Raw genomic sequence first — 24980 nt, forward strand, 5'->3', positions numbered from 1 at the left:
TCGACACTATCGGCCCGCAGCGGAGGTCCGATGGCAGTGACGCGATACGGACCTACCTCTCTTCATTGGGTTTGAACTCTATCATCATCGATTTGAGCTCGATCTCCGAACACGCCTGGCAGCCTCACTCGCACTGACCCACGCAATCTGTCGCTCGCCACGTTCCTTGAATTTGTCGGACACTTTCGAGACCTCGATTGCGAACACCTCGACGATGCACGGCGCGACGTCACCGTCATCCAGCGACTTGAGATATGTGTAGCGCCCGACCGCAGTCTTATGTGTACGACCGCGGACACCCGCTTCCTCCCAAGCCTCGATTGTAGCCGCTTCGTGCGGCTTCTTGCCCTTCATCGGCCATCCCTTTGGGATCACCCAGCGACCCGTGTCGCGCGAGGTTACCAAGGGGATTTCGAGCAATGAGCCTCCTTGTGCGTATCGGTAGCACAGGGCTCCGATCTGCGCGCGAAACGCTCCGGAGAACAGCTTGTCTGGTTGCGCTGCGAGTTGGCCGAGCAGGGACGCTGGTGTGCCCGGGGCGGACTTCTTCTTGTTCTTTCCCAATAGCACAGCATCCGAGTTGTTGAACCGTCGCAGGCCGACGTTTCAAAACGGCGTTCCCGGTCTATCGTCGATTGACCGACAAGTTATTCAGGAGATCACCGGGCCGCGCAACCTGCAAGGCGCGGATGACGACTTCGAGCCAACGGTCGATTTCGCTTTTGGACTGGAGAACGGCTTCCTCCGCGCGAGATTCGCTGACGCCAAGGCGAGCCTGCAAGCGCATTGTGCTGGCGCGGCGCTCCGCAGTCTCGGCGTCAGCGATCTGACGGAAGGCCGAACCGTTGTCACCATGTCTCTCGTCGGGAGTCGGCGATTTGAAGACTGCGTCCGCGAGGGGATTGGTTTTCATGACCATGGCTCTTGGGGTTGATGGAGAAAGTGGGGTCAGCAGATCACAGCCACCTAGACTTCTTGAAGCGCCAGTAGAGGAAGCCGGATATCGAAACGATGCCACCCAGCACTACGAAGTATCCGTACTGCGTCTTGAGTTCCGGCATGTTGTCGAAGTTCATGCCGTAAATGCCCGCGATCGCGGTCGGCACGGCAAGGATAGCCGCCCAGGCCGCCAGCTGCCGTGTGATCACGCCCTGCCGTTGCTGCTCAAGCAGGTTGCTGGCCTCGAAGACCGACATGATCACCTCGCGCAGGCCGTTCAGCATGGCGTTCACCCGATTGACGTGGTCGAACACGTCGCGGAAGAAGGGCTTGGCCTCGGCATCGAGGCATGGGAGGTCGAGATGGACCAGCTTGCTTGCGACTTCGGTCGTTGGAAGCAGAACCCGCTGGAACAGGATAACCTGCCGCCGCAGCCGGAAAAGCCGCCTGATCTGTTCTCGTTCGAGGAACGTTACGAGCATATGCCGTTCCATCTCGAGCACGTTGTCCTCGATCTTCTGCACGATCGGCAGATATCCGTCGACCACGAAATCCAGCACCGCATGGAGCACATAGTCCGGGCCCTGCTTGAGCAACTGCGGTGAGGCCTCTGTATGCTCGCGAAGCTCACTATGGGCTCGGGCGGACCCGAGACGGACGGTGATGACGTGATGCTCGCCGACGAAGATAGATGTCTGGCCATAGCTGATCTTGTCGCCGTCCAACTGGGCCGTTTTCACGCTGACGAATATCTGGCTGCCGAAGACCTCTATCTTCGGAATTTGATGGACGTTGGAGGCGTCCTCGACTGCGAGGGGATGCAGATCGAAATTCTTCTGGAGGAGGGCAATTTCCTCAGCGCTCGGATCATGTAGTCCGATCCATATGAATTCCGCAGCCGCTTTCGGTGGCTTGGCGTCCGCGAGGGATACTTCGCTCTTCCGGCGGCCGTCCTTATAGAGGTAAGACGCTATGACGGTCATTCAATTCCTTGCGATGTTGGTGCTGTCATTGTTCCCAGTTTTGCGCGGTCGCGCCGGATGTGGCAAATGGTGATTGAAACTCTGGAAATTCTCTCGCGGTTCACTGTCTCCGCCGCCATTCTGTTCGTTTTGCGTCCTCAGGATTCGGCCGCATAGACCAAGCCCGGTTCCACGATCCACTCGCCCTGTTTGAGCGCGAGCACATCATAGCGCCCGCCAGGAAGTCTCGGCGCAACGCCGACAAAGCGGTATCGCTTGCCAACCTCATCGATCGCGAACTCGAGGACCGGGCGTCCGTCGACTGTGCCGACGATGTCGCCCTTCAAACTCACGCCCGTGAGAATGAAATACTCGACCGGTACGCTGCGGCTTCTGGGTGGTGCGGGGATCAACAGTGACGTGATTGCTCTGCCGTAAGGGAACATTGTGCTCTCTTCGGCGGTCAGTGCACGACGTTTGCGTCGATGGAGGTCAGGGAGACTTCATCCCGCGCCGAGGCGACCTGGGTCATGTCGTGATCCGCTTCCTCGAAGGCGAAATGCCGGGCGGCATCTTCGGTGGTGAACAGACCGCCGACGCGGTCAAGCCTATCCCGGACGATCCAGCAGCCATCTCGGTCGCAACCGACGATGAACCTGGGTTGGAGCTGAGCGGCTTCAGTGTGATTGGTACGCATTGCATCCTCTTTTGACGGCTCATCGCCAGTTAGGCGGGGCCTACGGTCGAAAGATATGCGTCAGGGTATAAGGGTTCGAGAGGGTTTCCGCCCTCTCTCATAAGGAAATCATAAGCGCCGAAGGTCTTACTTTCGGGGCCTCCGCAACGGTGGCGGCTGCCTAGATCACGACCTGCTCTCCGACCTCGACCACACGGTTGGGCGGTAGCTTGAAATAGGCCGACGGATCAATCGCAAATCCGGCGAGCGCGATGTAGAGCTTCTCCTGCCAGTCCGGCAGGCCTGTCTTCGGCGTGCTGATCAGGTTGCGGCGACCGAGATAGAAGGACGTCTTCATGATCTCGAACTTGAAGCCGAGCTTCCTGCCGAGCATGAGCGCCTTCGTGACGTTCGGCTCCTCCATGAAGCCGAAGTTGATGTCGATCCTTGAGAAGCGTGTTGAAAGCGGCGTGATCTGGATACGGTCGCTGTCGGCGACATAGGGCTTGTCCTGCGTCCGCACGGTCAAGATTACATTGTGTTCGTGCAGAACCTGGTTGTGCTTGAGATTGTGCAGGAGGACCGATGGCGTCTGGTCGGGCACGCTGGTGAGGAACACCGCAGTGCCCGAGACGATCACGGGACCGTGAGAGCTTTCCTTTTCGATGGATTTGATGAAGGCGTCGAGCGGAATGTCCTTCTTGGCGATCAGTTCGCGCAGATATTTTGAGCCCTTCGTCCAGGTCCACATGATGACCATGATGACGAGCGCGAGCACCACGGGCACCCAGCCGCCGTCGTGTATCTTGAGCAGGTTGGCGGCCAGGAAGACGAACTCGATGACAAACAGTGGAAGGATGATCGCCGCGGCGACAAAGGTCGAATATCCCCATGATGAACGCAGGAACTGGAACGCCATCATGGTTGTGACCACCATCGCACCCGTCACGGAGATGCCGTAGGCGGTCGCAAGTGACTCGGAGTCGCCGAAGGCCAGGATCAGAATGATGACGCCCACGAGAAGCAGGTTGTTGACGGCGGGCACATAGATTTGGCCGGTGTGGGTTTCGGACGTGAACTTGATCATCAGGCGGGGCAGGAAGCCGAGATGGACGGCCTGGCGCGCCAGCGAGAACGCTCCGGTGATGACCGCTTGGCTGGCGATGATGGTGGCCAGCGTCGCGAGAATGACGACAGGCAACAGCGCCCATTTCGGATACATAAGGTAGAAGGGATTGTCGATCGTCTGCGGATGCGCGAGCACGAGCGCGCCCTGGCCGAGATAGTTCAGTGCCAGCGCGGGGAAAACCAGAATGAACCATGCCCACTGGATCGGCTTGCGGCCGAAATGGCCGAGGTCGGCGTAGAGGGCTTCCGCTCCGGTGACGGTAAGGAAGACAGCGCCCAGCACGACCAGGCCCACAAGTCCGGCATGTGTCAAGAACATCAGCGCATTGAGCGGATTGAGAGCTTGAAGGATCGTCCAGTCGTCAGCGATGTGAATGAGGCCGCCCCAGGCCATGACCAGGAACCACACGACGGTGACCGGGCCGAAGAAGTTCGACACAGCCGCCGTGCCTTTCGACTGCACCAGGAACAATCCGACCATGATCGCCACAGACATCGGGACCACATAGTCGGAGAATGCCGGCGTGACGAGCTTGAGGCCCTCGAGAGCCGACATGACGGACAAGGCGGGCGTGATCATCGCGTCGCCGATGAAGAGAGCTGAGCCGATCAATCCTGCGAAGAACAGGATCGGAAGGTAGCTTCCGGATTTCTTCATTAGCAATGCTAGAAGAGAAAGGGTGCCGCCTTCGCCATCGTTGTCGGCACGGAGCAGGAACAACACATATTTTATCGTGACGATGATCGTCAGGGTCCAGATCATCAACGAGATCAGCCCGATCACCTCGGCCTCATGCACACCGTCATGGGCAAACGGCCGAAGCGCCTCGCGGAAGGCGTAGAGAGGGCTGGTGCCGATGTCGCCGTAGACGACGCCGACGCTGCCCAGGAGAAGGACCAAAAATTTCCGCCTCTCCGAAGTCGAGCCTTCTTCGGCAGCGTGGGGCGACGTCATGGTGTCTCCTGACAGAACAGTTGGATGAGCGACCTATCCTGTATCGCAACGCGGCTCACATACAAGCTGGTGCCTCCAAACTGCACTATGAATTGCTTATCCCGAGGGCAGGCGATCCGTCTCGAATCCTTATGTCGACAGTAATACGTTCATGATCATTGCACTCAGTCCGCGGGACTCAGCCACGCTCGCCTCACATCCATTCGTGATCGCCTTCCGCGGAAGGGAGTACGAGGGGCTCGAATTGGCCAAGAGGACGTGCAGTTTCGAACCGCATCTTGCTCCAAACTACATATCGAGTTTGGGCGATTGCTATTATCTCACAAGGGTTTTCGGATGGCGGGTGCCCCAAACTCCGCATGACGCTTTGATTGAGCTAAGCCGTGACTCCCACGCGAAGCGGGGCACAGATGATCGCTTGTGGCGCTACAAAGACCTGAGGTCTCGGCTCCTGTGGCCCAAAGCTGCCGTCACCCGATCAAGGAAGTGCCGTCTCGATGGTCCCGCTCCCACCAGGGACAAACTACTTCAATCAAAACGTATGAAGTTCGGATTTGACAACCGACCACGACTAGTGGGTTCAACCATCATCGCAACAGCCATGTCGTCATTGTGCCTTTTCCCTTTACATCGAAGGGATCGCGCTGCTCGAAGTCGAATTCGTCCAGCAGCAGGCGGTGGGTTTCGGGCGCAACTTGGATTCGGCCTGGGAGGCCAGTCGACTCCATGCGCGACGCAACATTCACGGTGTCACCCCAAACATCATAAAAGAACTTGTTCGCGCCAACGACACCCGCAACGACCGGTCCGCTGGCAATGCCGATCCGGATGGAAATCTTACTGCCGTTCAGGTCCCGCATACCCTGCGCCTTGTCGAGCATATCGATGCTCAGACGCAAGATCGCCGCGGCGTGGTCCATCCTGGCGACCGGCACACCGCTGACCACCATGTAGTTGTCACCAGTCGTCTTGATCTTCTCAAGCCCGTGTCGCTGCACCAGATGATCAAACGTCGTAAAGACCTCATCCAAGAATCGCACAAGATCAGCGGGGGACGTTTCGCTGGCGGCTGCCGTAAAGCCAGCCATGTCCGCAAAGAGCACCGAAGCCTCGTCATGCTTGTCTGCGATCACCGTCTCTCTTCCTAATTTCAGGCGGTCGGCGATCGCGCCAGGAAGAATGTTTCGCAACAAGGACTCCGATCGTCCATACTCAAGCTCGGCAGCGACTTCAGCCTTTTCAGTTTCGCCAACGGCGTAGAGCACGGTAGCAACGATGGTCGCGGTAGCCATGCTCACCGACCCTACGAAGCCGCCCAGCATGGCTGCCGCACTAAGCAAGCCACCGTCCTTTGGTGCAATGATCTCCAAGAGAATCACAAGCGCAAGACAGATCACGACAATCGCCAGTAGTGGAGCGATGGGCCGAAGGCCCCACACCAGCACCGAACCTGCGGCATATCCCAGAAAGTGCAGCTGCATACCTGTGTCGGTGCCGAGCGCGAAACAGACCACGAAGGTAACTGGAAGGCTCACGGAAACGAAGGCCAGACCTGCGATCTGAGGCCCGAACCGATTCAGCAGCGGGATCGCCGCGACGATCACTGCCATCATGAGGTCGATCATGGCGATCGTGCGCAGTTTCGTTTCCGGGGAATATTGAATCGCAAATGCAAGCCATGAGGGTGCTGTGACCCAACAGGCTAAGTTCAGCACACGAAGTCGTCGAGCTACCTTCTCCGGATGGCCCTCGGTTCCGAAGGTCAGCGCCTTCATCAGGTACATCGAACCTCTCCGTTTCTGCGTGAAGCCGGGCTCAGTCAACACGTCGAGCCTCTTGCTGAGGGTCACACGATATCACAGACATCTTCGTATCCCAGGAAGCCAAGGCAATGACGCCTCATGGCGCTATCGGGAAGATGCAGTCGCTGTGCCTTAGTCGAGCATTGAGGCCTAAATGCCCGAGCCGTCGAGCTCCCGATCGTCTTCACCCTCCCAGGCGGCAGGCAGGGTCAGGTGCTCGAGATTGGCGGTAGGAAGCGGCATCCAGCACTTCAATTCCGACTCGGCGTATTCAATGATCTTGCCAGGCGCGGAATCGGAGGATCGCCAGCCATCTCCGCCAAACTGGTCACCATTCGACCAAAAGCCGAGGTCAACGGTTCCGGGCCCCTGTTCGCTCGGACGGATCGTCAACAGGATGCGGCTGCCATCCCTGGGAGCGGTTCGCATATGTCGCCAGTTGCCCAGTTCGTCCATTGCTCCCTCCTTATAGGGCCAGATTAGGGGAGTGTCGTCGCGCGATACGGGCGTCAACGCAAGTCTTTCGCCGTTCGCCGGCGCTGCCCAACAATGTGCGATCTGATGCGCGGGTTCCACCGATCGCCCGAAGCCGCCATTTGCCTTTGCGACGACAGTTCACCCAAGGCAATGCCTCCTGTATCATCGGTAGTCGGCTGCATTATAAATTTGACCGACAGGCATTCGTATTGCTGATCGATTTTGCGACGCAATGTTTCAAATTCGATCTTTTGGCTTGCGTTGGATGTTAATATCCATCTGCCATCTCTGCGCGTATCGCGTAAGAGGGTTGGTTGTGGACCTGGTGACACCATCTGAACGATCGAGCAATCCTGATTTCTCCGCTCCTGTGGCCCTAAGCGGCCGTCAAGTCTCCCTTTTTTGACGCACCATCCACAGTGCCGTCAGCGACGCACCAACCCCACCGATCGCCATGACTAATAGTATTGGTGTGGGCGTGCCGTCTGCCAGCAGGCCGACAGCGGCCGAACCAAGCATGCCTGAACCGTACTGAACGACACCGACTACGGCCGACGCGGAACCTGCTCTCGTGTGAACGCTGGCCAAGGCTCCGGCAACGCCGTTTGCCAGAATGAGACCATTCATTGCCGTGAAGAGGAACTGGAGAACGACGAATGCGACGACGCCTCCCATATCGGCAAGCGAGGTGACAAGAAGCGCCAGGCCGAACAGGGCGGCTCCGAGCGCGCCAAGTCGCAACATCTGATCGCTGCCAACGCGGTTCACGAAACGCGCGTTGAGGGTGTTCGCCCCCATCAGTCCTATGATGCCGGCGGAAAAGATCAGGCTGTAGGCCTGGGGCGACTCGCCGAAATACTCGATCAGGACAAACGGAGTTCCTGCGACGCTGGCGAAGATGGCGGCGTAGAAGAAGCCGATGACGGCTGCATAGGCCAGAAGTCGTGTGTTGGTCAGAATCTCACCGTAGCCTGAGATTGCCGTCAAGACAGACCCGTGCTCGCGTTTCTCGGTCGACAAGCTTTCCGGAAGTGTCATCACGGCGGCGAATGTCGCCAGTCCAATCGCGACGAGTGTCCAGAATATCGCCTGCCAGGAAGCGATCTCCAATATCTGTGCACCGACCAACGGCCCGAGCAATGGCGCGACCGCCATCACGGTCATCAGGGTCGATAGTGTCCGGGCCGCCTCGTCGCGGTCATAGAGATCGCGGATCATGGCACGCGCCAGAGCAACGCCCGCGCTCGCACCGAGGGCCTGTACGACGCGCCAGCCGATGATTTCACCGGCGCTCGTCGACAGTGCACATCCGGCCGAACCTAGAACGAAGACGAGGACCCCGACGGCGATCGGACCGCGCCGTCCATAGCGGTCGCTGATCGGTCCCCAGCCGAGTTGGCCAAAAGCGAAGCCGAGAAGATAGGCCGAGATAACGAAGTGAAGCGCGCCCTCTCTTGCCCCAAGCTGTGTCTGCATCGTGGGCAGCGCAGGAAGGAACAAGTCGGTTGAGATCGAGGCAAATCCCAGGAGGACCGCCAGCACCACCAGCATCCATATGCTGCCACGCCTTGCTGTCATGCTGCTGTCCTTGGTCGAGTGCGTGTCGATCCGCATTTTCTGCCCAGCTCGGTTGACGTCAAAGTCCTGACATCTTCATGAACTCTTCGGGATAGCGTGCGCCTTCGATCGTGATCGCCGCGCTCGACAGCTCCCACAGGTCGATATCCGTCAAGGAAATGGACGAGGCGCCGAGATTCTCTTCGAGCCGTTCCCGCTTGCGCGTTCCGAACAGGGGCACGATCCACGGCTTCTGTCCCAGCAACCAGGCAAGAGAGACCTGTGCCGGCGTCGCCCCACGGCGCTCGCCAATATGTCGAATGAGGTCCACCAGGCTTTGATTTGCCGCCCGCGCCTGATCGGCAAAGCGTGGTATCTTACCCCGGAAGTCATTATCCGCGAACTGCGTCGAGGAGTCGATCTTACCCGTCAGGAAACCCTTGCCGAGAGGACTGAAAGGGACGAAGCCAATGCCCAGTTCCTCTAGCGTCGGCAGGATTTCCGCCTCCGGCTCGCGTGTCCATAGGGAATACTCGCTCTGCAGCACGGTCACGGGATGCACGGCGTTCGCTCTGCGGATCGACCCGGCTCCCGCCTCGGACAGGCCGAAATGCAGGACTTTACCCTCGGCCACAAGGTCCTTGACCGTGCCCGCGACGTCTTCCATCGGAACATCCGGGTCGACACGATGCTGGTAGCACAGGTCGATATGGTCCGTGCGAAGTCGCTTGAGGCTACCCTCGACCGATTTGCGGATTTGCTCCGGCCGGCTGTTAACGCCGCCGAGATGTTCGCCCGTCGCCTGGTCGATGTTCCAACCGAACTTGGTCGCAATCTTGATGCGGTCCCGCATTCCGGCAAAAGCCTCGCCAACCATCTCCTCATTGGTCCAGGGGCCGTAGACCTCGGCGGTGTCGAAGAAGTCGATGCCGAGATCGATCGCCTTGCGGAGTAAGTGGATCATGTCGGCCCGGTCCTCAATCTCCCGGGACTTGCCGTAACCCATCGCCCCCAGCGCGAGTGCAGACACTTCAAAGCCTTCTTTGCCGAGTACGCGCTTATCCATCTTGCCGCTCCATGACTGTGTGTGTGTGTGTTTCTTGATGTCCGACGTCGACGATCCGGTCAGGATGCTGCGCCGTAGTCCGCGTCGCTGACCTTTTCCAGCCACTCGACCGCCTTGCCGTCGAGCGATTCCTGGATGGCGATGTGCGTCATCGCCGTGCCAGGTCCGGCTCCGTGCCAGTGCGTTTCGCCTGGTTCGAATCTCCGCGGTAACATGTTCTCGGCGGCCGTTAGCGGCCGACATTGTGTGGACTCGATATAGCACCACGCGATAATCTCGATTAGTCATGGTAATTTGCATGGACCTATCGAAATCCGCTAACAATAGCGCCTCATCCATTCAACGGAACGGGCTGCATGGCGCGCGGAAATTTCAACGAATTGCTCTGGTTCCTGGCGGTCGCCGAGGAGCGCAGCTTTACAAAAGCAGCCGCCAAGCTCGGCATCGCGCAATCAACTCTCAGTCACGCCGTCAAGCAGTTGGAAGCGCGGATGGGGCTGCGGCTCCTGGCCCGGACGACACGCAGCGTCGCGACGACGGAAGCCGGTGAACGGCTCAGACAATCCATGGCACCGCGCATCGCGGAGATCGAGGCCGACATCGAAGCCGTGATGGCCTATCGAGACAAGCCGGCCGGCACGGTGCGGATCACGCTCTCCGATCATGCGATGGAAAGCGTGGTCTGGCCGAAGCTCGCCCCGATGCTGCGCGGCTATCCGGACATACGGGTCGAGCTCAACATCGACAACGGGTTCCGCAATATCGTGGAAGAAGGTTTCGATGCCGGCGTCCGGCTGGGCGAGAGTGTCGAGAAGGACATGGTCGCGGTCCGGATCGGGCCCGACTGGCGGCTGGTCGCCATTGGCTCGCCGGACTATTTCCGGCGACATCCGCCGCCCAGGCATCCGCAGGAATTAATGCAGCACAATTGCATCAACAGGCGGCAGTCGCGGACCGGAGGGCTCTATGCCTGGGAGTTCGAAAAGGACGATGAGGAAGTTCGCGTCCGCGTCGATGGACAGCTGACGTTCAACACGTCCGAAGCCATGGTGGATGCCGCTCTCGAAGGCTACGGCATCGCCTATGTGCCGGAGAGCTTGGTCGGCCCCCACATCGCCAGCGGCCGGCTGCAGCTTGTCCTCAACAACTGGTCACCGAAATTTGCCGGATATTTTCTTTATTATCCGACACGTAGGCAGAACCTGCCTGCATTCTCGGTCGTGGTAGAGACCCTGCGCAATAGAGTGCCAACGGCATAGCGAGAGCTCGATGACCACAAGGGCGCGAAGGTGCCAACGTATGATGTCGGCTCATTGCGCATTGCAGAAGTGATGAGCGGACCGTCTGCTTTCGGGTGGCCCAACGAATTGCACGGACGTCCGAAATGAGGGCGCAAAGGCGAGACGACTTCTGCCTTTGACGCTTCAGAGAACTGAGGTCTGACCCATCTTGGCCCACTACGGACGTCGACGCCGCCAACCCGCTACTTGGCTATCCAGACTTGGAGAGGGCCGAGTTTGCTAAACCAACCTCTTCGTCGGTGAGGTCGTCTGTAGACCAGCACACTGTGGGTAGCCCACGCGCAATCGACCCTGCTACTTTCAACAATCCAATTTGCGCGAACGAATGGCTCTCAATTGAGAACCAATTGGATATTCCAACGGAAAATCCAGTGGAAAAGCTGATGAAGCCCGACCGAATTACGCCGAAGTCACCCTTGACCCAAAATCTTATCCTGTTGTCATCGAGCAAGGAGCTTGGGAAAATCGTATCTTCGCAAGAGCCCCAAGCCTTTTCCCAGATATGCAACTCGGCGGGGGAAGCCACCGTCGTCCAACCCTCAGTATCACCAATCGATATCGCTCCCCCGTACCAGTTTCCAGCCAGTATCCGTTCAAAACTTTGCTCGGGGAGCATAAGGTCTCCGAAGCTATCTTTGATTCCCCATCCTCCAGCCTGATTAGCTCTACTGACTTTGTCGGCAAGTGCAGCAATCTCGTTTTGTACGCCTCTCTCTCGGGTTATGAAGTTCGGATAAAAGGGCGGCGAAGCAGCTAAGTTTGTCCAAGCTATTGGCGACAAGACTTCATTCGACCCATGAACGGAACAGACCCGACTGCACCATACAATGTTGTCTTCAATGGCTGCACGAAGCAGGCCGGATGTATCCGTCACGGTGTGCGTGCTCGCTTCTCGGGAAGAATTGCCTTAATCAAGATAGACCGTAGTCGGCGCGTCTGAGAATTCCGGTCTCTGCTGCTTGTGGCCCAAGGCGGACCGGCCGCGCGGTCTATTCCTCAGTGGATTTGATCCGCCACGGCGGATCGATGCGATTTTTTCCAGCGAGATACAGCAAGATACGATTTCCGCCGGGGTCAAAAAGCTCAGCTTCCCGCCACAGCCAACTCCGGTCCTGGGGCGGCGTGGAAAACGCAATTCCTGCAGCCAATAGGCTATGGTACTTGTCATCTAAATCGTCGCATTCGAAGTAGACGGTAGTGCCCGCGCTGACGTCGTTCCCCTTGTGCAAGGAGAACGTGCTGCCGCCGTCAGGGCAGACAAAGCGCACATAGTCGGGCCGAGCATCCACGACCGGCACCAAGCCGAGAGCACAGTAAAATGCCCAGCCCTCGTCGAGGTTGGGCATCGTCACAGTGACTTGGTTTAGGTTCATCACATCATCCCAAACAGCTTATTTGACGACGCAGACAGCGCAAAAGATTACCGGATTTTGCGACCTCGGCAATGTCCGGAGTCGGCGTAACGGAGACGTGAGGTCTTGGCTCCCGTTGGCCCAGAGCGGAAATCACATCCGCATTTGCCGAAGTCGCCATTCGGCTTGGTCGACCACATTTCACCCAAGGCCAGACATTCGTATCGCCGATCGATTTTGCGACGCAAAGTTTCAAATTCGATCTTTTGGCTTGCGTTGGATGTTAATATCCATCTGCCATCTCTGCGCGTATCGCGTAAGAGGGTTGGTTGTGGACCTGGTGACACCATCTGAACGATCGAGCAATCCTGATTTCTCCGCCGCTCAGCACGGTCCGGACGAGGAGGCGCTTGGCATCCTCGACAACGGGTATGAAGCCCGGGAGATCGACAATGCACTTCTTAGCCCGGAACGGGCGTCCGAAATGCGCCGCAGTATCAGTCGCGCCCTGGCGACGATCTCCTCGATGGACGTCGAGCGCCTGCTTGCCAAACAGGGATGGCTCCACCGGCTGACGGGGGCGGATATCGAGGCGCGTCTGACCTTCGAACTGGCTGCAAGACAGCTTGAGGCTGTGCTCGAGGCACTTCGCGCCTCGTCCGAGCGCGCGCGCCGGCTCCTCGCCACCATGGAGGATGAGTGCGTCTCCTTGCGGAACGGTCAGCCGGGTCTTGCCGAACTCATAGCGTTCGGCGAACGCGTCGCGCAGGATGACGACGGTCGCAATCCTTCTCTGAGCGATCGATTTGGACGGCGGTTGTCAAACCTGATTGCGATCCACGCTGCAAATGAGATGGCGATCGCCCAATTCGACCTCGCGGCCAGCGGTCTCAAGGCGCTGCTCGATCGCTACACCGACATCGCCACGGTCGTCATGCCGCTCTGGCGGCAGCACCTGTTTGCGGTCCTCCATGCGTCAGGTCGCCTGCGCATGGGGGATGCGGACATCAAAAATTTCATTCTGTGCCAGTCGGCACTCGAGGAATATTTCAGGGGAGAATTGCAGACATGAGCATCGCCACTGCCTCAGCTTCACGCATGCCCGAAAAGTCCAAAGAAGACGCGAAGGTTGATGAGTTGGCTGCGTCGATCGACGTCTTTTCGCCCCGCTCGATCCTCGAGTTCGGAGGAAAAGTCGCCGAGGCGACGGGGCGCTACACGGACGATATTCTCTCCAAGGCGCGCCCCTCCGATCTCGCCGAGACTGGGCGGACATTGACCGAAATCGTCGCTACCGCACAGGAATTCGACGTCTCTTCGCTGGACCATCCGATTGGCCGTCTGCCGATCATCGGCGGCGTGCTCAAATTCCTGACACGCAGCAAGGAGCGTGCCGTTGCCCGCTTCGAGAGTGTCAAAACACAAGTCGACAATTTGGTCGCTTCCGTAGAGACCACCGCGGAGCGCATGGAAAGGCGGGATCGCGACTACGAGGCGATCTATCGCGGCATTCGTGAAGAATATGAAGGGCTGGGCTTGCATGTCTTGGCCATAGACAAGCGGCTTGCCGAAGTGGAACGCGAACTCGCCACTTTGAAAGAAGCGAGCGACATGGCGAGCATGGAGAATCTCGCGGTACTGGAGGCTGCCAGCAAGTCGCTGGCCAAGCGCAAGGACGACCTCGTCGTTCTGCAACATGCGGCGATGCAGAGCCTGCCCATGGTGCGCGTCCTGCAGTCCAACAACCTTTCCATCATCGACAAGTTCACCACTATACGCACACTGACGCTTCCTGCCTGGAAACGCACCTTCCTACTCGCGCTGACGCTGGACGAGCAGAAGCAAGCGGTTGGCCTTGCAGATGCCATCGACGACGCTACTAACACGATGATGAAGCGCAATGCGGAACTGCTGAAGCAGAATTCCATCTCCGTCGCCAAATCCAATCAGCGACTTGTCATCGACGTCGAGACCCTGAAATCGGTGCATGCCAACGTGCTCCAGACGTTGCAGGAAGTGCGAGCCATCCACATAAACGGCGAGGCTTCGCGGGCGACTACAATTTCCGAATTGGCTCGGTTACGTGGCGAAATGGCTGATGCGGTGCGTGCGTTGACCCAGTCAAAGGCTGGCGTCGAAACGAATGAATGAACTGAAACAGGGTTTCGGGCGCACGCCGCGTCATCCGGTCGCCGGCCGCTCCGCCGACACCGCGTCGATGTCGCTTGAGGTCAAGGAGGCCAACGCCCGTCTCATCGGCGAGGTACTTGCCTTCCTGGGCCTGCTTGCATTGCTCACGGCGTTGTTCTTCTGGCGGCACATCAGCGGTTACGACTTCATCCGCAACGGTTGGATTGACCTGCCCTCGCATGTTGCCGCTGCCTGGGAGCTCACCAAACCACAAGTCAGTCACGTCGTGCCAAGCGAATATCGCCATGATCCCCACGAGGCGGGCATATTCATGGCTGTGCTCTGGTTCGTTGCATTCAGCGCGATCCTGCGTCGGCGGCGGATACTTGTCGGGCTGATCCTTGGCTTCTGTCTCGTGCCCTGGCCTGTCTTCGGCCTTCCAGTTCCCGGAGTAGGCGTTACCGCCGCCCTGATCCTCCTTGCAGGACTGGCAACATCTCTTCGACACCGTGATTTCGTAAGAGCCGGCATGTTCCTGATCGCCAGCTTTGCTGCAGGAACCTATTTCTCGCTCGACGTCATGGCCCCGCCAAAAGACGAGAAGCGTCCGGCGGTTCGCTTTGCGGTCGTCAACACGCCCGGTGCCATCAAGCCTCGTTCCTCCCAAGAGGACGGGGAGCTGAACAACATGGCTGCACTCGAATGGCCCGAAAATCTAGCGGGAGAAAAGGCCTACCTCGTCGCGCAGGATGCATTCTTCCGTGGCGAGCCAGAGCTGGTCGCCGCGAACCTGTCGCGCGCGAGGGCGGCGGTCGGCTCGGATGTCTACGCCAATCTCCGTATGGTGGGCCTGGAGCACTATCTCCTCAGTGAGGGGATCGGTTCGCCCGACGCCGTATCCGACTACCGGGTTCGTCGTTGGCAGGTGACGGTCATGACGGATACGCTGCTCGGCCTGGGGGTCGTTCTGATCGTCGTCGGACTGTCGATCGAATGGATCGCGGGCAGGATCAGGAGACGGATCGGCCGCGTGGATGCGCTCGGACGGAAGATCGACGCGAGCAGGCCTTTAAGGAAACTCACCATGCCGTCAACCTCGACAATGGAAGACAATGTCTTCGCGGCAAGCCTTCGGAAAATTCGTCTTCGCTTGCGTTGGGCGCTCGGTGTCGCTGCGCCTTTCGTTATCGGCGGCGTAGCATTGGCATCGCTTGCCTTCTATCTCCAGGTGCCTTCGGCCCAAGCGAACGACGGCTTCACGACTGTCCACATGCTTGCGCCGCTGTTCGACCATTATCCGAACGGCTTCGACAATGTCACCGCAAACCAGCGCATGCTGCTCATCGCCCCGGTCGTGTGGCCCTACTATCTCGGCGGACTACTGGCGCTCGTTCTTCTCGGCCTCCGACAATTTCGCCTATTTCTGGCCCTGATGCTGCTGATGACTTTCGGCGGCCAGCTCGCTTCCCTTGTCTTCCCGCGCAGTGGAGTTGTCGAAATTGCAGTCTCCGACTTCAAGCCGGGGACAGTCAAATCGATAGAGGCTTTCTCGCGCGGTTCCGACCCGGCTGGCGATCCGGAACAGGCCCGTGTGTTCGAGGCCTATCACTATACGCTGGCGCAGCTCGCCTATCTCGCCGGCGACGCCGCGCGAACTGCCGAGCAGGTGTCGGCCGTGGGCATGCTCGACTTCTGGTCTTATCCATCCGTGGAGTGGCGGCTCGCCGTCATGCGTGAATGGGCCGAGGCGAATGGCATGGAACGCATCGGCGGCAGTGTAGAAAGCGATTTCGCCATGCCTGGACATAGCAGGCATATTGTTGGCTCGATTCTATCTGCTGCACTGCTTCTGATCGGACTGGGCTCGACCGCTATACTTCTGGCTCTCGTGTATCTGTGGCGGCGCAGCAGAATTCTCGATTTACAAAACAGTCACGCTCAAATGGAGGCGACGAGACGGATTGGAAGCCGTATGGGGGGTGCAGGTTGACGTTCCGCAGGCCCGTTGTTCCGATTCTGACGACTGCTCTTGGCGCGGAACTGCCGTGACGGGATCAATCGTCAGGTGGTCGTCGCTGGACTCTTAGTTTGCAAACACACTGTCGAAATCCTTGAACCCCTTGACTTCAATCGGGTTTCCGCTCGGATCGAAGAAGAACATGGTTCGCTGCTCACCCGGCTCGCCTTTGAAACGGACGACAGGCGGGATGTCGAAGGCGATGCCGGCGCTCTCCAATCTCGCGGCGAGGTCGAACCATAGGTCGAGGGGCAGGACGACGCCAAGGTGAGGCATCATCACCATGTGATCCCCAACTTTGCCCGTGCGCGTGACCTCGAACGGTCTGCCGAGATGGAGGGATATCTGATGTCCGAAAAAGTCGAAATCCACCCACGTCTCGGTGCTGCGCCCCTCTCGGCAACCCAGGACGTCGCCATAGAACGAACGAGTGGCGTCGAGATCGGTCACATGGTAGGCGAGATGGAACAGGCTCTTCATCGTATGGCTCCTTTGCGTCGACGGAAATACCGCCCGCGCCACGAAAGCGAAATCGTTTTCTCGCGGTTCTGCTTGCACGGCGTACTGCAGTGTTCGGCCTTCGTCGGGGATTGCTTAGGCCTCTGCTCCTCTTGGCGCAAGGCGGAAATCATTTCCGGTTCCGGCGCGCGCCTTCCCTCGCTCGACTACGGGATCGTCCGGCAAGCAGCGCCGTCGCAAAGGGAGTTAACCCTTGATTGATTGTGTGTCACGCATTCGACGCAAAGCAGCAAATTGTCGTCTTGATGTCGTACCAGACTGTCGTGCCAGTCATTTCAGGAAAACGTGATGTTCAAACCTTTTCAAAGGCTTGAAAGGAGCCGATTTTCTTAGCCGGGAATCCATGCGCCCCAGCCAAGATTTCTTTCCTGCACCGTGCCTCAAACCGACCGCATGAGCCCGCCATCGACCTTGATGCTCTGGCCGGTGATGTAGCCCGCGCCCTCGGAAGCGAGGAAGGCAATCGTTGCGGCGATCTCAGCACTGCTGCCGTAACGTTTCATCGGTACGCTGTCGCGGCGTTCCTCCGTACCGGGCAGGCTGTCGATCCAGCCCGGCAGGACGTTGTTGATGCGGATATTGTCGGCCGCATAGCTGTCGGCATAGAGCTTGGTATAGGCGGCGAGCCCGGCGCGGAAAACGGCCGAGGTCGGGAACATCGGCGACGGCTCCGATACCCATGCAGTCGAGATGTTGATGATGGCGCCCGACTTCTGGGCCTGCATGACCGGCGTCACCAGCCGGACCGAGCGTATGACGTTCATCAGATAGACGTCCATGCCGGTGTGCCACTGCTCGTCCGTTATCTCGATGATCTGCGCGCGCGGCCCGTGACCGGCGCTGTTGACCAGCACGTCGATGCGGCCGCATTTCTCGACCGTCGTATCGACGAGGCGCTTCAGGTCGTCGTTCGACTGGTTCGAGCCGGTCACGCCTATACCGCCGAGTTCGTTGGCCAGCGCCTCGCCCTTGCCTGACGAGGACAGGATTGCAACCTTGAAGCCGTCGGCCGCGAGGCGCCTGGCGGCTGCCGCACCCATGCCGCTGCCGCCTGCGGTGATGATTGCCACTTTGTTCGTTGCCATGGTTTCACGCCTTCTCATTCCTGTCCGCGAGCGACTGCCCGCAGCCCGTTCTGTGTTCTGGCGTGAAATAGCATTGCGAAACGGATGTGGCTAACCAGTTATTTTGAATGCGATCGATCAGGGCCGCTCATGGCTGCGGCCAAGGGAAGTGGCGATCGGCGTCTCAGATCGGCGACTTCACGAAGACAGGCACGGGGGCGTTCTCGGCCTTCTTGGCCAGGAATTCCCGCGCCGTGTCCAGCGCCTCGCGGATGGTCATGTCCATGTCGAGATAGCGATAGGTGCCGAGGCGGCCGACGAAGGTAATGCCGGTTTCCCGCTTCGCGCGCTCAACATATTGCTCAAGCTGCTCCTTATCCTTCACCAGCCGGATCGGATAATAGGGGATGTCGTCGGGGCCGCAGGCGCGGGAGAATTCGCGGTAGCAGACCGAGCCCCGGTGCTCTTCCCATGGCGAGAAGTGCTTGTGCTCGGTGATGCGGGTGAAGGGCACGTCGACATCGCCATAGTTCATCACGGCGGTGCCCTGGTAGTCACCGTCATAGGTGAAGCGCTCGAAATCGAGCGTGCGGTAGCCGAGCGGGCCGAATTCGTTGTTGAGATAAGTGTCCAAAGGGCCGGACCAGAAGACGTGGTCGAATTCGTCCTTCTGCGACCGCGAGAATGTCGTCTCGAGATGGACCGTGATATTGGGATGATCGAGGATCCGGCCGATCATGTCGGTATAGCCGTTCTCGGGCATGCCCTGAAATTTGTGGGCGAAGTAGTTGTCGTCGTAATTGAAGCGAACCGGCAGGCGCTTGAGGATCGAGGCTGGTAGCTCGGTCGGCGAGCAGCCCCACTGCTTCTGGGTATAGCCCTTGAAGAAGGCCTCGTAGAGACCCTTGCCGACGAAGCGCATCGCCTGGTCTTCGAAGGTCTGGGGATCCGTGATCGAGGTATCCGCGATCTCCTCGATGAAGACCCTGGCCTCGTCCGGCCGAAAGGTCTTGTCGAAGAACTGGTTGATGGTGTGGAGGTTGACGGGGAGCGAATAGACCTTGCCACCCGACGTCGTCTTCACCCGGTTCTTGTAGGGGATGAACGTCTGGAAGCCGTTGACATAGTCCCAGACCTCGGTGTCGTCGGTGTGGAAGATATGCGGCCCATAGATATGGACCATGACGCCGGTGTCCTTGTCCCGCTCGGTATGGCAATTGCCCGCGATATGGTTACGCGAGTCGAAGGCCTCGACCTTGTAGCCTTTAAGCGCCAGTTCCCGGCCGATAACGGCGCCGGAAAGGCCGGCGCCGACCACTGCTATTCTTCCACGTCCAGCCATTCTCGACGGATCCCCCGTATTGTCCTTGTCAGGCGGCGATTTGATCGACAGCACCGAGCGCATTGCGCATCAGCGCGTCATAGGCGGCAATCAGCCGGTCGACGTTAAGACCGTTCTCCTGCGGGCCGAAGCTGAGGTGGCTGACCATGAAATCGGAATAGATCGCGGTCGGCCGGTCGAGCATTTCGGGCAGGTCGACGGTCAGTGCCTTCTCGTCGTCGCCCTTGGGCAGTGCCATATGGACGAGGTCGCGGCCGAGCCAGGCGATGAAGTTGATGGACTGGCGTTCGGTCCAGTCAACGACCTTCTCAGGCAGCGGCAGGCGCTTGTCCTTGGTTCCAAGGAAATAGTCGTGCAATTGGGTGGCCTTCTCCGCGCTCAGCCACAGGCTGCCGCCAAAGCCGCCCGGCGGGCGCTCGAAATGGCCGACCCGCTCGGGGATCGAGCCCGCCGCCTGCTGGAAATAGGCGCAGACGCCGTTGTTGACGACATTGGCGGAGACGACGAGATATTTCGGATTGGTCCGGCGGAATTCGACGAAGTCGCCGAGCTTGTCGATGTCGAGATAGACGATATCGTCGTCGCATTTCAGGAAGATCGAATCCTCGAAGCTCTTCATCCGCCTGGCATAGTAGTCATAGGCCTGCCAGTAGGGCATGTGTTCGCCGGGATTGCCGACGAAGCGCTGGATGCGCGAGCGGACGTCCCCCAGCTCGAGATTGCCACCCCAACCGCCACGCACCATGATCTGGGCGCCAGACGTGAGGTCGAGTTCCGGCCAGCGGGCGAGTTGCACATTGTTGACGTTGAGCGTGGGAACGCCCTCGCTATCGACGCTGAGCACGACCTGGTTTGCAGTGCCGGGTGAAAGGATGCCGAGCGTCGCCTTGCTCCAGGTCGGTGGCGTGTTGTTGCGGTCGAAATTCGTCAGCGCCGTCTTCGGCAGTTTGCGCATCACCGAATGCGAATTGCCCCAACCGCCGATGACCAGTTCGTGGAATTCGCCACTGTCGTCATTGGGCACGATCGCGATATGCAGGTCGTTGGTGATGGAGGCGCTCATGCGGAGCGGCTGCTTTGGCGACACCGAGCCATTGGCCTGGTAGCCGGCATTGGCGCCCATATAGCGGACCGGGCCGAATTCCCGCGTCACCCATTCATGGTCTTCCTGCGAGCGGGTGAAGTCCCACACATGCCATTCGTCGATGATCCCAGCGTCCATCGCAGAATGGACATACTGGGTCAGGATTTCCATTCGCTTTTGCCGGCCGGCGAATGTGATGAGAATAACCGGGGCCATCCAATGTCCTCGCAAGTTGAGAGTTTCAGTCGCTTATGCGCCGATAGCCGTGGCTTCTGTCCACAGCCGCTTGTCATAAGGGATCGGTGAGAAGGCGTGGTACTGCCTGAGCTTGTCGGTGTAGCGCTTGCGGAAGGCGTCCGTGTCGTCGAACTCGATGCCTTCCTGCATGACCTCGCAGCCGACCTCGTAATAGAGGTCGAGATTGGTGAAGTCGGGGACGGGCGTTTCGCCGCGCTCGGCTTCGCCCTGCATCTGCCAGTAAAGCTCCTCGAGGCGACGGGCGAGGCCCGGAATGTCGCGCAGCACGCTGGTCTCGCGCTTGTCCCACAGCGATTGCCGGATGGTGGCCAGTGTCTGCCGATCGTGGGCAAACAGCACCGCCTTGCGGACATAGTCGTCGGGGCTCTCGCAGATCAGTTCCGGAACCCCGGCGGCGAGTACGATCGACGAGCAGAAGCGCGACGCAAATCCCTTGCCGGGAAAGGTCAGCACCGGCAGGCCGACGGTCAGCGCATCGCCTGCCGTCGAGTGGGCGCCATAGGGGAAGGTGTCGAGGAAGAGATCGGCCAGCGCGATACGGGCGAGGTGGCGCGCATTCGGTACCTTCGCCGCAAAGATCAGGCGCTCGGCATCGACGCCGGCCTGCGTCGCCATCAGCTTTAAACGCTCGTTGGCTTCATCGTCGCCGCCAAGCAGCCAGAGCAAGCTGCCGGGGGTGGCTGTCAGGATCGCCATCCAGCGGCCGAAGCACTGCTGGGTGATCTTCTGCATGCCGTTGAAGCAGGCAAAGATGAAGGCATCCTCGGGCAGACCGAACTCGGCGCGCGTCGGCTTCGGCGCGATCTGACGCTTGCGGTCGATCGGCTGGTCGCAGGCGATGTGGAGAACCTTCTCCGTATAGTAGATTTCGTTTTCCGGCGGAACGATCTGCGGGTCGGTGATGACATACTGATGGAACGGGCTCGCCATCGTGCCGGGGAAGCCGCAGAAATTGACGATGACAGGAGCAGGGCGGTAGGCGAAGATCTTGGTCCGGGCGTGCTTGGTAAAGCCGTTGACATCGACCAGGATATCGATCTCGTCGGCGATCATCTGCTGGGCAATCGCCCGGTCATCCATGGCGACGATGTCGCGCCAGACATCGACCACGGCCATCATCCGGGTCTGCGTCTCATCATTGGTGCGCTTGTCGCCCATGTAATAAGCGTAGACTTCGACGCTCGACTTGTCGTGCAGTTCGAGTACTTCGCGCAGCGCGAAGCCGACCGCGTGGTCGCGAAGGTCCGAGGAAACATAGCCGATGCGAAGACGCTGGCCCGTGCCGGTCTTCTTGCGTGGCGTGATCCGGCCGAAACCGGTCAGGTCGGGACGTCCGACAAGGTTTTTGCAGTAACGATAGGCCTTGGCGAGCTGGAAGACCGGATCGTCGGAATAGCAGGCGAGCGTAAGGGGAGAGAGCGCGTCGAGCAGGTTGCGCATCGTGACATGCTCGGACGCGACCAGCGTCGGAAACTTGCATTGGCGCTGGCGTAGCGCGGTCCAATGCTGACCGGCCTCCGTCCGCTCCGGCTTGAGTTCCATCGCTTTCCAGAGTGTGGTCTCGGCCTGTTCGAGCGCGCCCGAATTTTCAAGCACGCGACCGATATGCTGCAGGCTCATCAACCGGTGGCCGATGCGATCAGGGGTTAGTTCGCCGGTCAGCTCGACATAGGTCTTCCACTGCTCGACCGCCTGGCCGGTGAGGCCTGCATCTTCAAGCGCACGGCCGAGATTGATATGCGCCTGGCCGAAGGCCGGCTCGATCCTGAGAGCGGCGCGCAGCGCATGAATAGACCCCGTGAGGTCGCCCATCTGCCGAAGCGTGACTGAAAAGTTAAAGAAGACGAGGTGGAGCAGAGGATTGGTGTCGTTATAGGCGATCCATGCCTTGTAGAGTTCGGCAGCCTCCCCCCGGTGTCCGGTAACGTTGAAGTTCTCGGCGAACTGGAAGAGTTCGCTGATGGAGAGCTGCTGTTGCCGCGCCCGCTCGATCACGCCATCGAGCGGCGAAACGGGGGCAGGGGCAGAAGGGCTGTTCATATACATCGACACACCAGAGCAGGCGACCCGAGGGTCGGGGTTGAGGAGATGCTTGCTAGCTTCATTGATCTTTAAAGACGCTAGCTTGCTTTGGGCTTGTCGTTTGGACGGGAAATTGACGCGCGTTTCGCACCAATTCTGACGAGGACCTTTACGCAGGAGTGCGAAAGTTTGCACTGCCGCAAAATACTTGAGGTTGTGACAAGTCCCGCGCCAGCTTCATTAACCAATAATTTAACCCTGACAGCTAATCATCGATGCAAGACTTGCCGATTTGCGTCGATCTCGATGTGGAGTTGGCAACTACTTGGGGCCGAACTGTGGAAGCGGGACGGTACCTTCAATGGCGTAGGAACCAGGGCAAATAGCCCTGTCTGCATGAAGCCTCCGAACGCTTGGGCTCCCACGAGCCATGTCACCCAACAAGATTTACTCCGTCCAACTGGACGCCATGACGCTGATTCGCGTCGGAGGGCGGCCGGCGAAGCGGGCGGCGCCAGAGTTGCTTCGGCAGCAGGCGCTGATACTGCGTGCGAGTGCATAAGGCGCTTTCAGGCAGCAGTGGCAAAAACGGCATTCACAAACGGCTAACCGAAGGCTCGCGTCCCATGACCTCAATCATCACCACTATGAGCACCAGCAGCATCAAGGCACTCGCGACACAGGTGATTGCCGACCTGAAGACAGGCGACATCGCAGCGATGTCCACCAAGCAGGTCGCGGTTCTCACCTCGGCCCAGATCGCAGCGCTTGAAACCGAAGACTTTGCGGCCATGTCCAGTTTGCAGGTAAGCGCTATCAGCTCTACCTCGCTGAAGGGCTTAAGTCTGGATCAGTTGGCGGTACTCGACGCAGCCAGAATCGAGGCCATGAAGACGACGCAGATCGCGTCGCTCAGCGCGTCGCTGATCGAAGGTCTCTCGACGGATCAGGCTGCGGCCCTCACCACGGCACAGGTCGCAGCTCTCAGCTCGGCGCAGGTTGCTGCACTGGAATCTGAAGACCTCGCAGCCTTCTCCACCGCCGATGTCGCTGCCATCACCACGATCGCTCTGGGTGCTCTGAGCACCGAAAACGTCGCTGCTCTATCTACCGACCAGGTGGCAGCGCTGAAGACGACGCAAATCTCCGCGCTAAAGACGGGGCAGATCGCTGCTCTGACGACCGACCAGGCCGAAGCTCTCACCACCGCACAACTTGCTGCTTTCACGACGCTGCAGGTGAAGTCGCTTACCACCGACAACATCGCTGCCCTTACGACCGATCAGGTCGTTTCGCTCAAGTCCACGATGATTGCAGCACTCACGACCCTGCAGTTCGAAGCGCTCACCTCTGATCAGGCCGAAGCGCTCAGCGCCGCCCAAGCCGGCGCTCTGACCTCCGCTCAGTTGGCCGTCCTCGCTTCTGAAGATCTCAACACCTTCTCGACCGCCGAAATCGCGGCCTTGAGCACCATGGCACTTGGTGGTCTCTCCACCGATAACCTCGCCGCGCTATCCACCGACAACGTCGCCGCGCTGAAGACCAGTCAGATCGCAGCCCTCAAGACCAGCCTGATTGCTGCTCTGACGACCGATCAAACCGAAGCGCTGACGACCGCGCAAGTCGCTGCGATCACCACCGCTCAGGCGAAGGTACTCACCACCGAGAGCGTCGCTGCGCTCACGACCGACCAGGTTGCCGCGCTCAAGACCACGACGATCGCTGCGCTTTCGGCGACCCAGATTGACGTATTCAGCACCGACCAGGCGGAGGCCTTGACCTCTGCTCAGGTGGCGGTTCTCAGCTCCGCTCAGCTGGCCGTGCTGTCCTCCGACGACCTTGATACCTTCTCGACGGCAGAAATCGCTGCGATCTCCACCGCTGCTCTTGCCGGCCTTTCCACCGACAATCTGGCGGCTTTGTCCACAGACAGCATCGCTGCCCTCAAGACCAACCAGGTCGCCGTCCTAAAGACCGGGCAGATCGCAGCACTGACGACCGACCAGGCTGAAGTCCTGACAACCGCTCAGATTGGCGTGCTCACGACCCTTCAGGTCAAGGCGCTGACCACGGACAGCGTTGCCGCTCTGACGACCGATCAGGTCGCCTCGCTCAAGACCGTTGCCTTGGCCGCTCTGACGACTGACCAGATCAATGCCCTGAGCTCCGATCAGGCTGAAGCGCTCAGTGTGGCCCAGGTTGGCGCACTGAACTCGGCTCAGGTCGCAGTCCTCTCGTCTGAAGACCTCGACACCTTCTCGACGGCAGAAATCGCTGCGATCTCCACCGCTGCTCTTGCCGGCCTTTCCACCGACAATCTGGCGGCTTT

General features: G+C 59.3%; 20 protein-coding genes and 3 pseudogenes. 6 read left to right on the forward strand and 17 right to left on the reverse strand.

Annotation, left to right across the window (positions count from 1 at the left end; genetic code table 11):
- Positions 1-52 precede the first annotated feature (52 nt).
- Positions 53-564, reverse strand: a pseudogene (locus tag AC2YI2_RS30010) (NUDIX hydrolase).
- Between AC2YI2_RS30010 and AC2YI2_RS30015 the strand changes: the two are divergent.
- Positions 551-934: a hypothetical protein gene (locus tag AC2YI2_RS30015; RefSeq protein ID WP_487390228.1), complete on the forward strand. Its 384-nt coding sequence runs from the start codon at positions 551-553 to the stop codon at positions 932-934. The pseudogene AC2YI2_RS30010 and the gene AC2YI2_RS30015 overlap by 14 nt on opposite strands.
- Positions 935-956: 22 nt before the next feature.
- Here the strand turns inward: AC2YI2_RS30015 and AC2YI2_RS30020 are convergent, their stop codons facing one another.
- The 9 genes and pseudogenes from AC2YI2_RS30020 to AC2YI2_RS30060 all read right to left on the reverse strand — a co-directional run.
- Positions 957-1922, reverse strand: coding sequence for a magnesium and cobalt transport protein CorA (locus AC2YI2_RS30020; RefSeq protein ID WP_487390206.1), 966 nt, complete (start codon positions 1920-1922; stop codon positions 957-959).
- Positions 1923-2059: 137 nt separating this feature from the next.
- Positions 2060-2347, reverse strand: coding sequence for a hypothetical protein (locus AC2YI2_RS30025; protein ID WP_487390207.1), 288 nt, complete (start codon positions 2345-2347; stop codon positions 2060-2062).
- 17 nt (positions 2348-2364) lie between these two features.
- Complete coding sequence (locus AC2YI2_RS30030; protein WP_487390208.1) at positions 2365-2598, reverse strand: hypothetical protein; 234 nt, start codon at positions 2596-2598, stop codon at positions 2365-2367.
- A 160-nt stretch (positions 2599-2758) separates the two neighbouring features.
- The gene (locus AC2YI2_RS30035; protein ID WP_487390209.1) at positions 2759-4660 is read right to left on the reverse strand and encodes a potassium transporter Kup; all 1902 of its coding nucleotides are present in this window, start codon (positions 4658-4660) and stop codon (positions 2759-2761) included.
- A 587-nt stretch (positions 4661-5247) separates the two neighbouring features.
- Positions 5248-6444: an adenylate/guanylate cyclase domain-containing protein gene (locus AC2YI2_RS30040; RefSeq protein ID WP_487390210.1), complete on the reverse strand. Its 1197-nt coding sequence runs from the start codon at positions 6442-6444 to the stop codon at positions 5248-5250.
- A 168-nt stretch (positions 6445-6612) separates the two neighbouring features.
- Positions 6613-6918 (reverse strand): hypothetical protein, encoded by a 306-nt coding sequence (locus AC2YI2_RS30045; protein WP_487390211.1) that lies wholly within the window; start codon positions 6916-6918, stop codon positions 6613-6615.
- A gap of 408 nt (positions 6919-7326) precedes the next feature.
- Entirely contained in the window at positions 7327-8517 is a 1191-nt protein-coding gene (locus tag AC2YI2_RS30050) for a multidrug effflux MFS transporter (RefSeq protein ID WP_487390212.1), read from the reverse strand.
- A 58-nt stretch (positions 8518-8575) separates the two neighbouring features.
- Positions 8576-9562 carry an aldo/keto reductase gene (locus AC2YI2_RS30055; RefSeq protein WP_487390213.1) on the reverse strand — a complete coding sequence of 329 codons (987 nt, stop codon included), beginning with the start codon at positions 9560-9562 and terminating at the stop codon, positions 8576-8578.
- Positions 9563-9621: 59 nt separating this feature from the next.
- Positions 9622-9762: pseudogene (locus AC2YI2_RS30060) on the reverse strand ((R)-mandelonitrile lyase); the annotation flags it as partial.
- 156 nt (positions 9763-9918) lie between these two features.
- Between AC2YI2_RS30060 and AC2YI2_RS30065 the strand changes: the two are divergent.
- Positions 9919-10821 (forward strand): LysR family transcriptional regulator, encoded by a 903-nt coding sequence (locus AC2YI2_RS30065; protein ID WP_487390214.1) that lies wholly within the window; start codon positions 9919-9921, stop codon positions 10819-10821.
- Positions 10822-11053: 232 nt separating this feature from the next.
- On the opposite strand, the gene AC2YI2_RS30070 is transcribed toward AC2YI2_RS30065, so the two are convergent.
- A complete protein-coding gene (locus tag AC2YI2_RS30070; protein ID WP_487390215.1) occupies positions 11054-11737 on the reverse strand; it encodes a hypothetical protein in 684 nt (227 codons plus the stop codon).
- Between the two features lie 115 nt (positions 11738-11852).
- The gene (locus AC2YI2_RS30075) at positions 11853-12236 is read right to left on the reverse strand and encodes a VOC family protein (protein ID WP_487390216.1); all 384 of its coding nucleotides are present in this window, start codon (positions 12234-12236) and stop codon (positions 11853-11855) included.
- A 115-nt stretch (positions 12237-12351) separates the two neighbouring features.
- Here AC2YI2_RS30075 and AC2YI2_RS30080 point away from each other — a divergent pair, with 115 nt between their 5' ends.
- From AC2YI2_RS30080 to AC2YI2_RS30090, 3 genes are read left to right on the forward strand one after another with little or no spacing between them, the layout of a single operon-like run.
- The gene (locus tag AC2YI2_RS30080; RefSeq protein ID WP_487390217.1) at positions 12352-13287 is read left to right on the forward strand and encodes a hypothetical protein; all 936 of its coding nucleotides are present in this window, start codon (positions 12352-12354) and stop codon (positions 13285-13287) included.
- The gene (locus AC2YI2_RS30085; protein WP_487390218.1) at positions 13284-14366 is read left to right on the forward strand and encodes a toxic anion resistance protein; all 1083 of its coding nucleotides are present in this window, start codon (positions 13284-13286) and stop codon (positions 14364-14366) included. Before AC2YI2_RS30080 ends, AC2YI2_RS30085 begins: the two co-directional genes overlap by 4 nt.
- Positions 14359-16335, forward strand: a complete 1977-nt coding sequence (locus AC2YI2_RS30090; protein ID WP_487390219.1) for a hypothetical protein — start codon at positions 14359-14361, stop codon at positions 16333-16335. The genes AC2YI2_RS30085 and AC2YI2_RS30090 overlap by 8 nt, the downstream gene beginning before the upstream one ends.
- 93 nt (positions 16336-16428) lie before the next feature.
- On the opposite strand, the gene AC2YI2_RS30095 is transcribed toward AC2YI2_RS30090, so the two are convergent.
- From AC2YI2_RS30095 to AC2YI2_RS30115, 5 genes are all read right to left on the reverse strand, one after another.
- Complete coding sequence (locus tag AC2YI2_RS30095; RefSeq protein ID WP_487390220.1) at positions 16429-16842, reverse strand: VOC family protein; 414 nt, start codon at positions 16840-16842, stop codon at positions 16429-16431.
- A gap of 419 nt (positions 16843-17261) precedes the next feature.
- Positions 17262-17966, reverse strand: coding sequence for an SDR family oxidoreductase (locus tag AC2YI2_RS30100; protein WP_487390221.1), 705 nt, complete (start codon positions 17964-17966; stop codon positions 17262-17264).
- Between the two features lie 163 nt (positions 17967-18129).
- Entirely contained in the window at positions 18130-19287 is a 1158-nt protein-coding gene (locus tag AC2YI2_RS30105; RefSeq protein WP_487390222.1) for a UDP-galactopyranose/dTDP-fucopyranose mutase family protein, read from the reverse strand.
- Positions 19288-19315: 28 nt separating this feature from the next.
- Positions 19316-20587 carry a DUF6250 domain-containing protein gene (locus AC2YI2_RS30110; protein ID WP_487390223.1) on the reverse strand — a complete coding sequence of 424 codons (1272 nt, stop codon included), beginning with the start codon at positions 20585-20587 and terminating at the stop codon, positions 19316-19318.
- Between the two features lie 33 nt (positions 20588-20620).
- Positions 20621-22675, reverse strand: a complete 2055-nt coding sequence (locus AC2YI2_RS30115) for an O-linked N-acetylglucosamine transferase, SPINDLY family protein (RefSeq protein ID WP_487390224.1) — start codon at positions 22673-22675, stop codon at positions 20621-20623.
- A 602-nt stretch (positions 22676-23277) separates the two neighbouring features.
- Here AC2YI2_RS30115 and AC2YI2_RS30120 point away from each other — a divergent pair.
- Positions 23278-24980, forward strand: a pseudogene (locus AC2YI2_RS30120) (beta strand repeat-containing protein); the annotation flags it as partial.

This window comes from Rhizobium sp. SRI_017, from assembly GCF_057586295.1.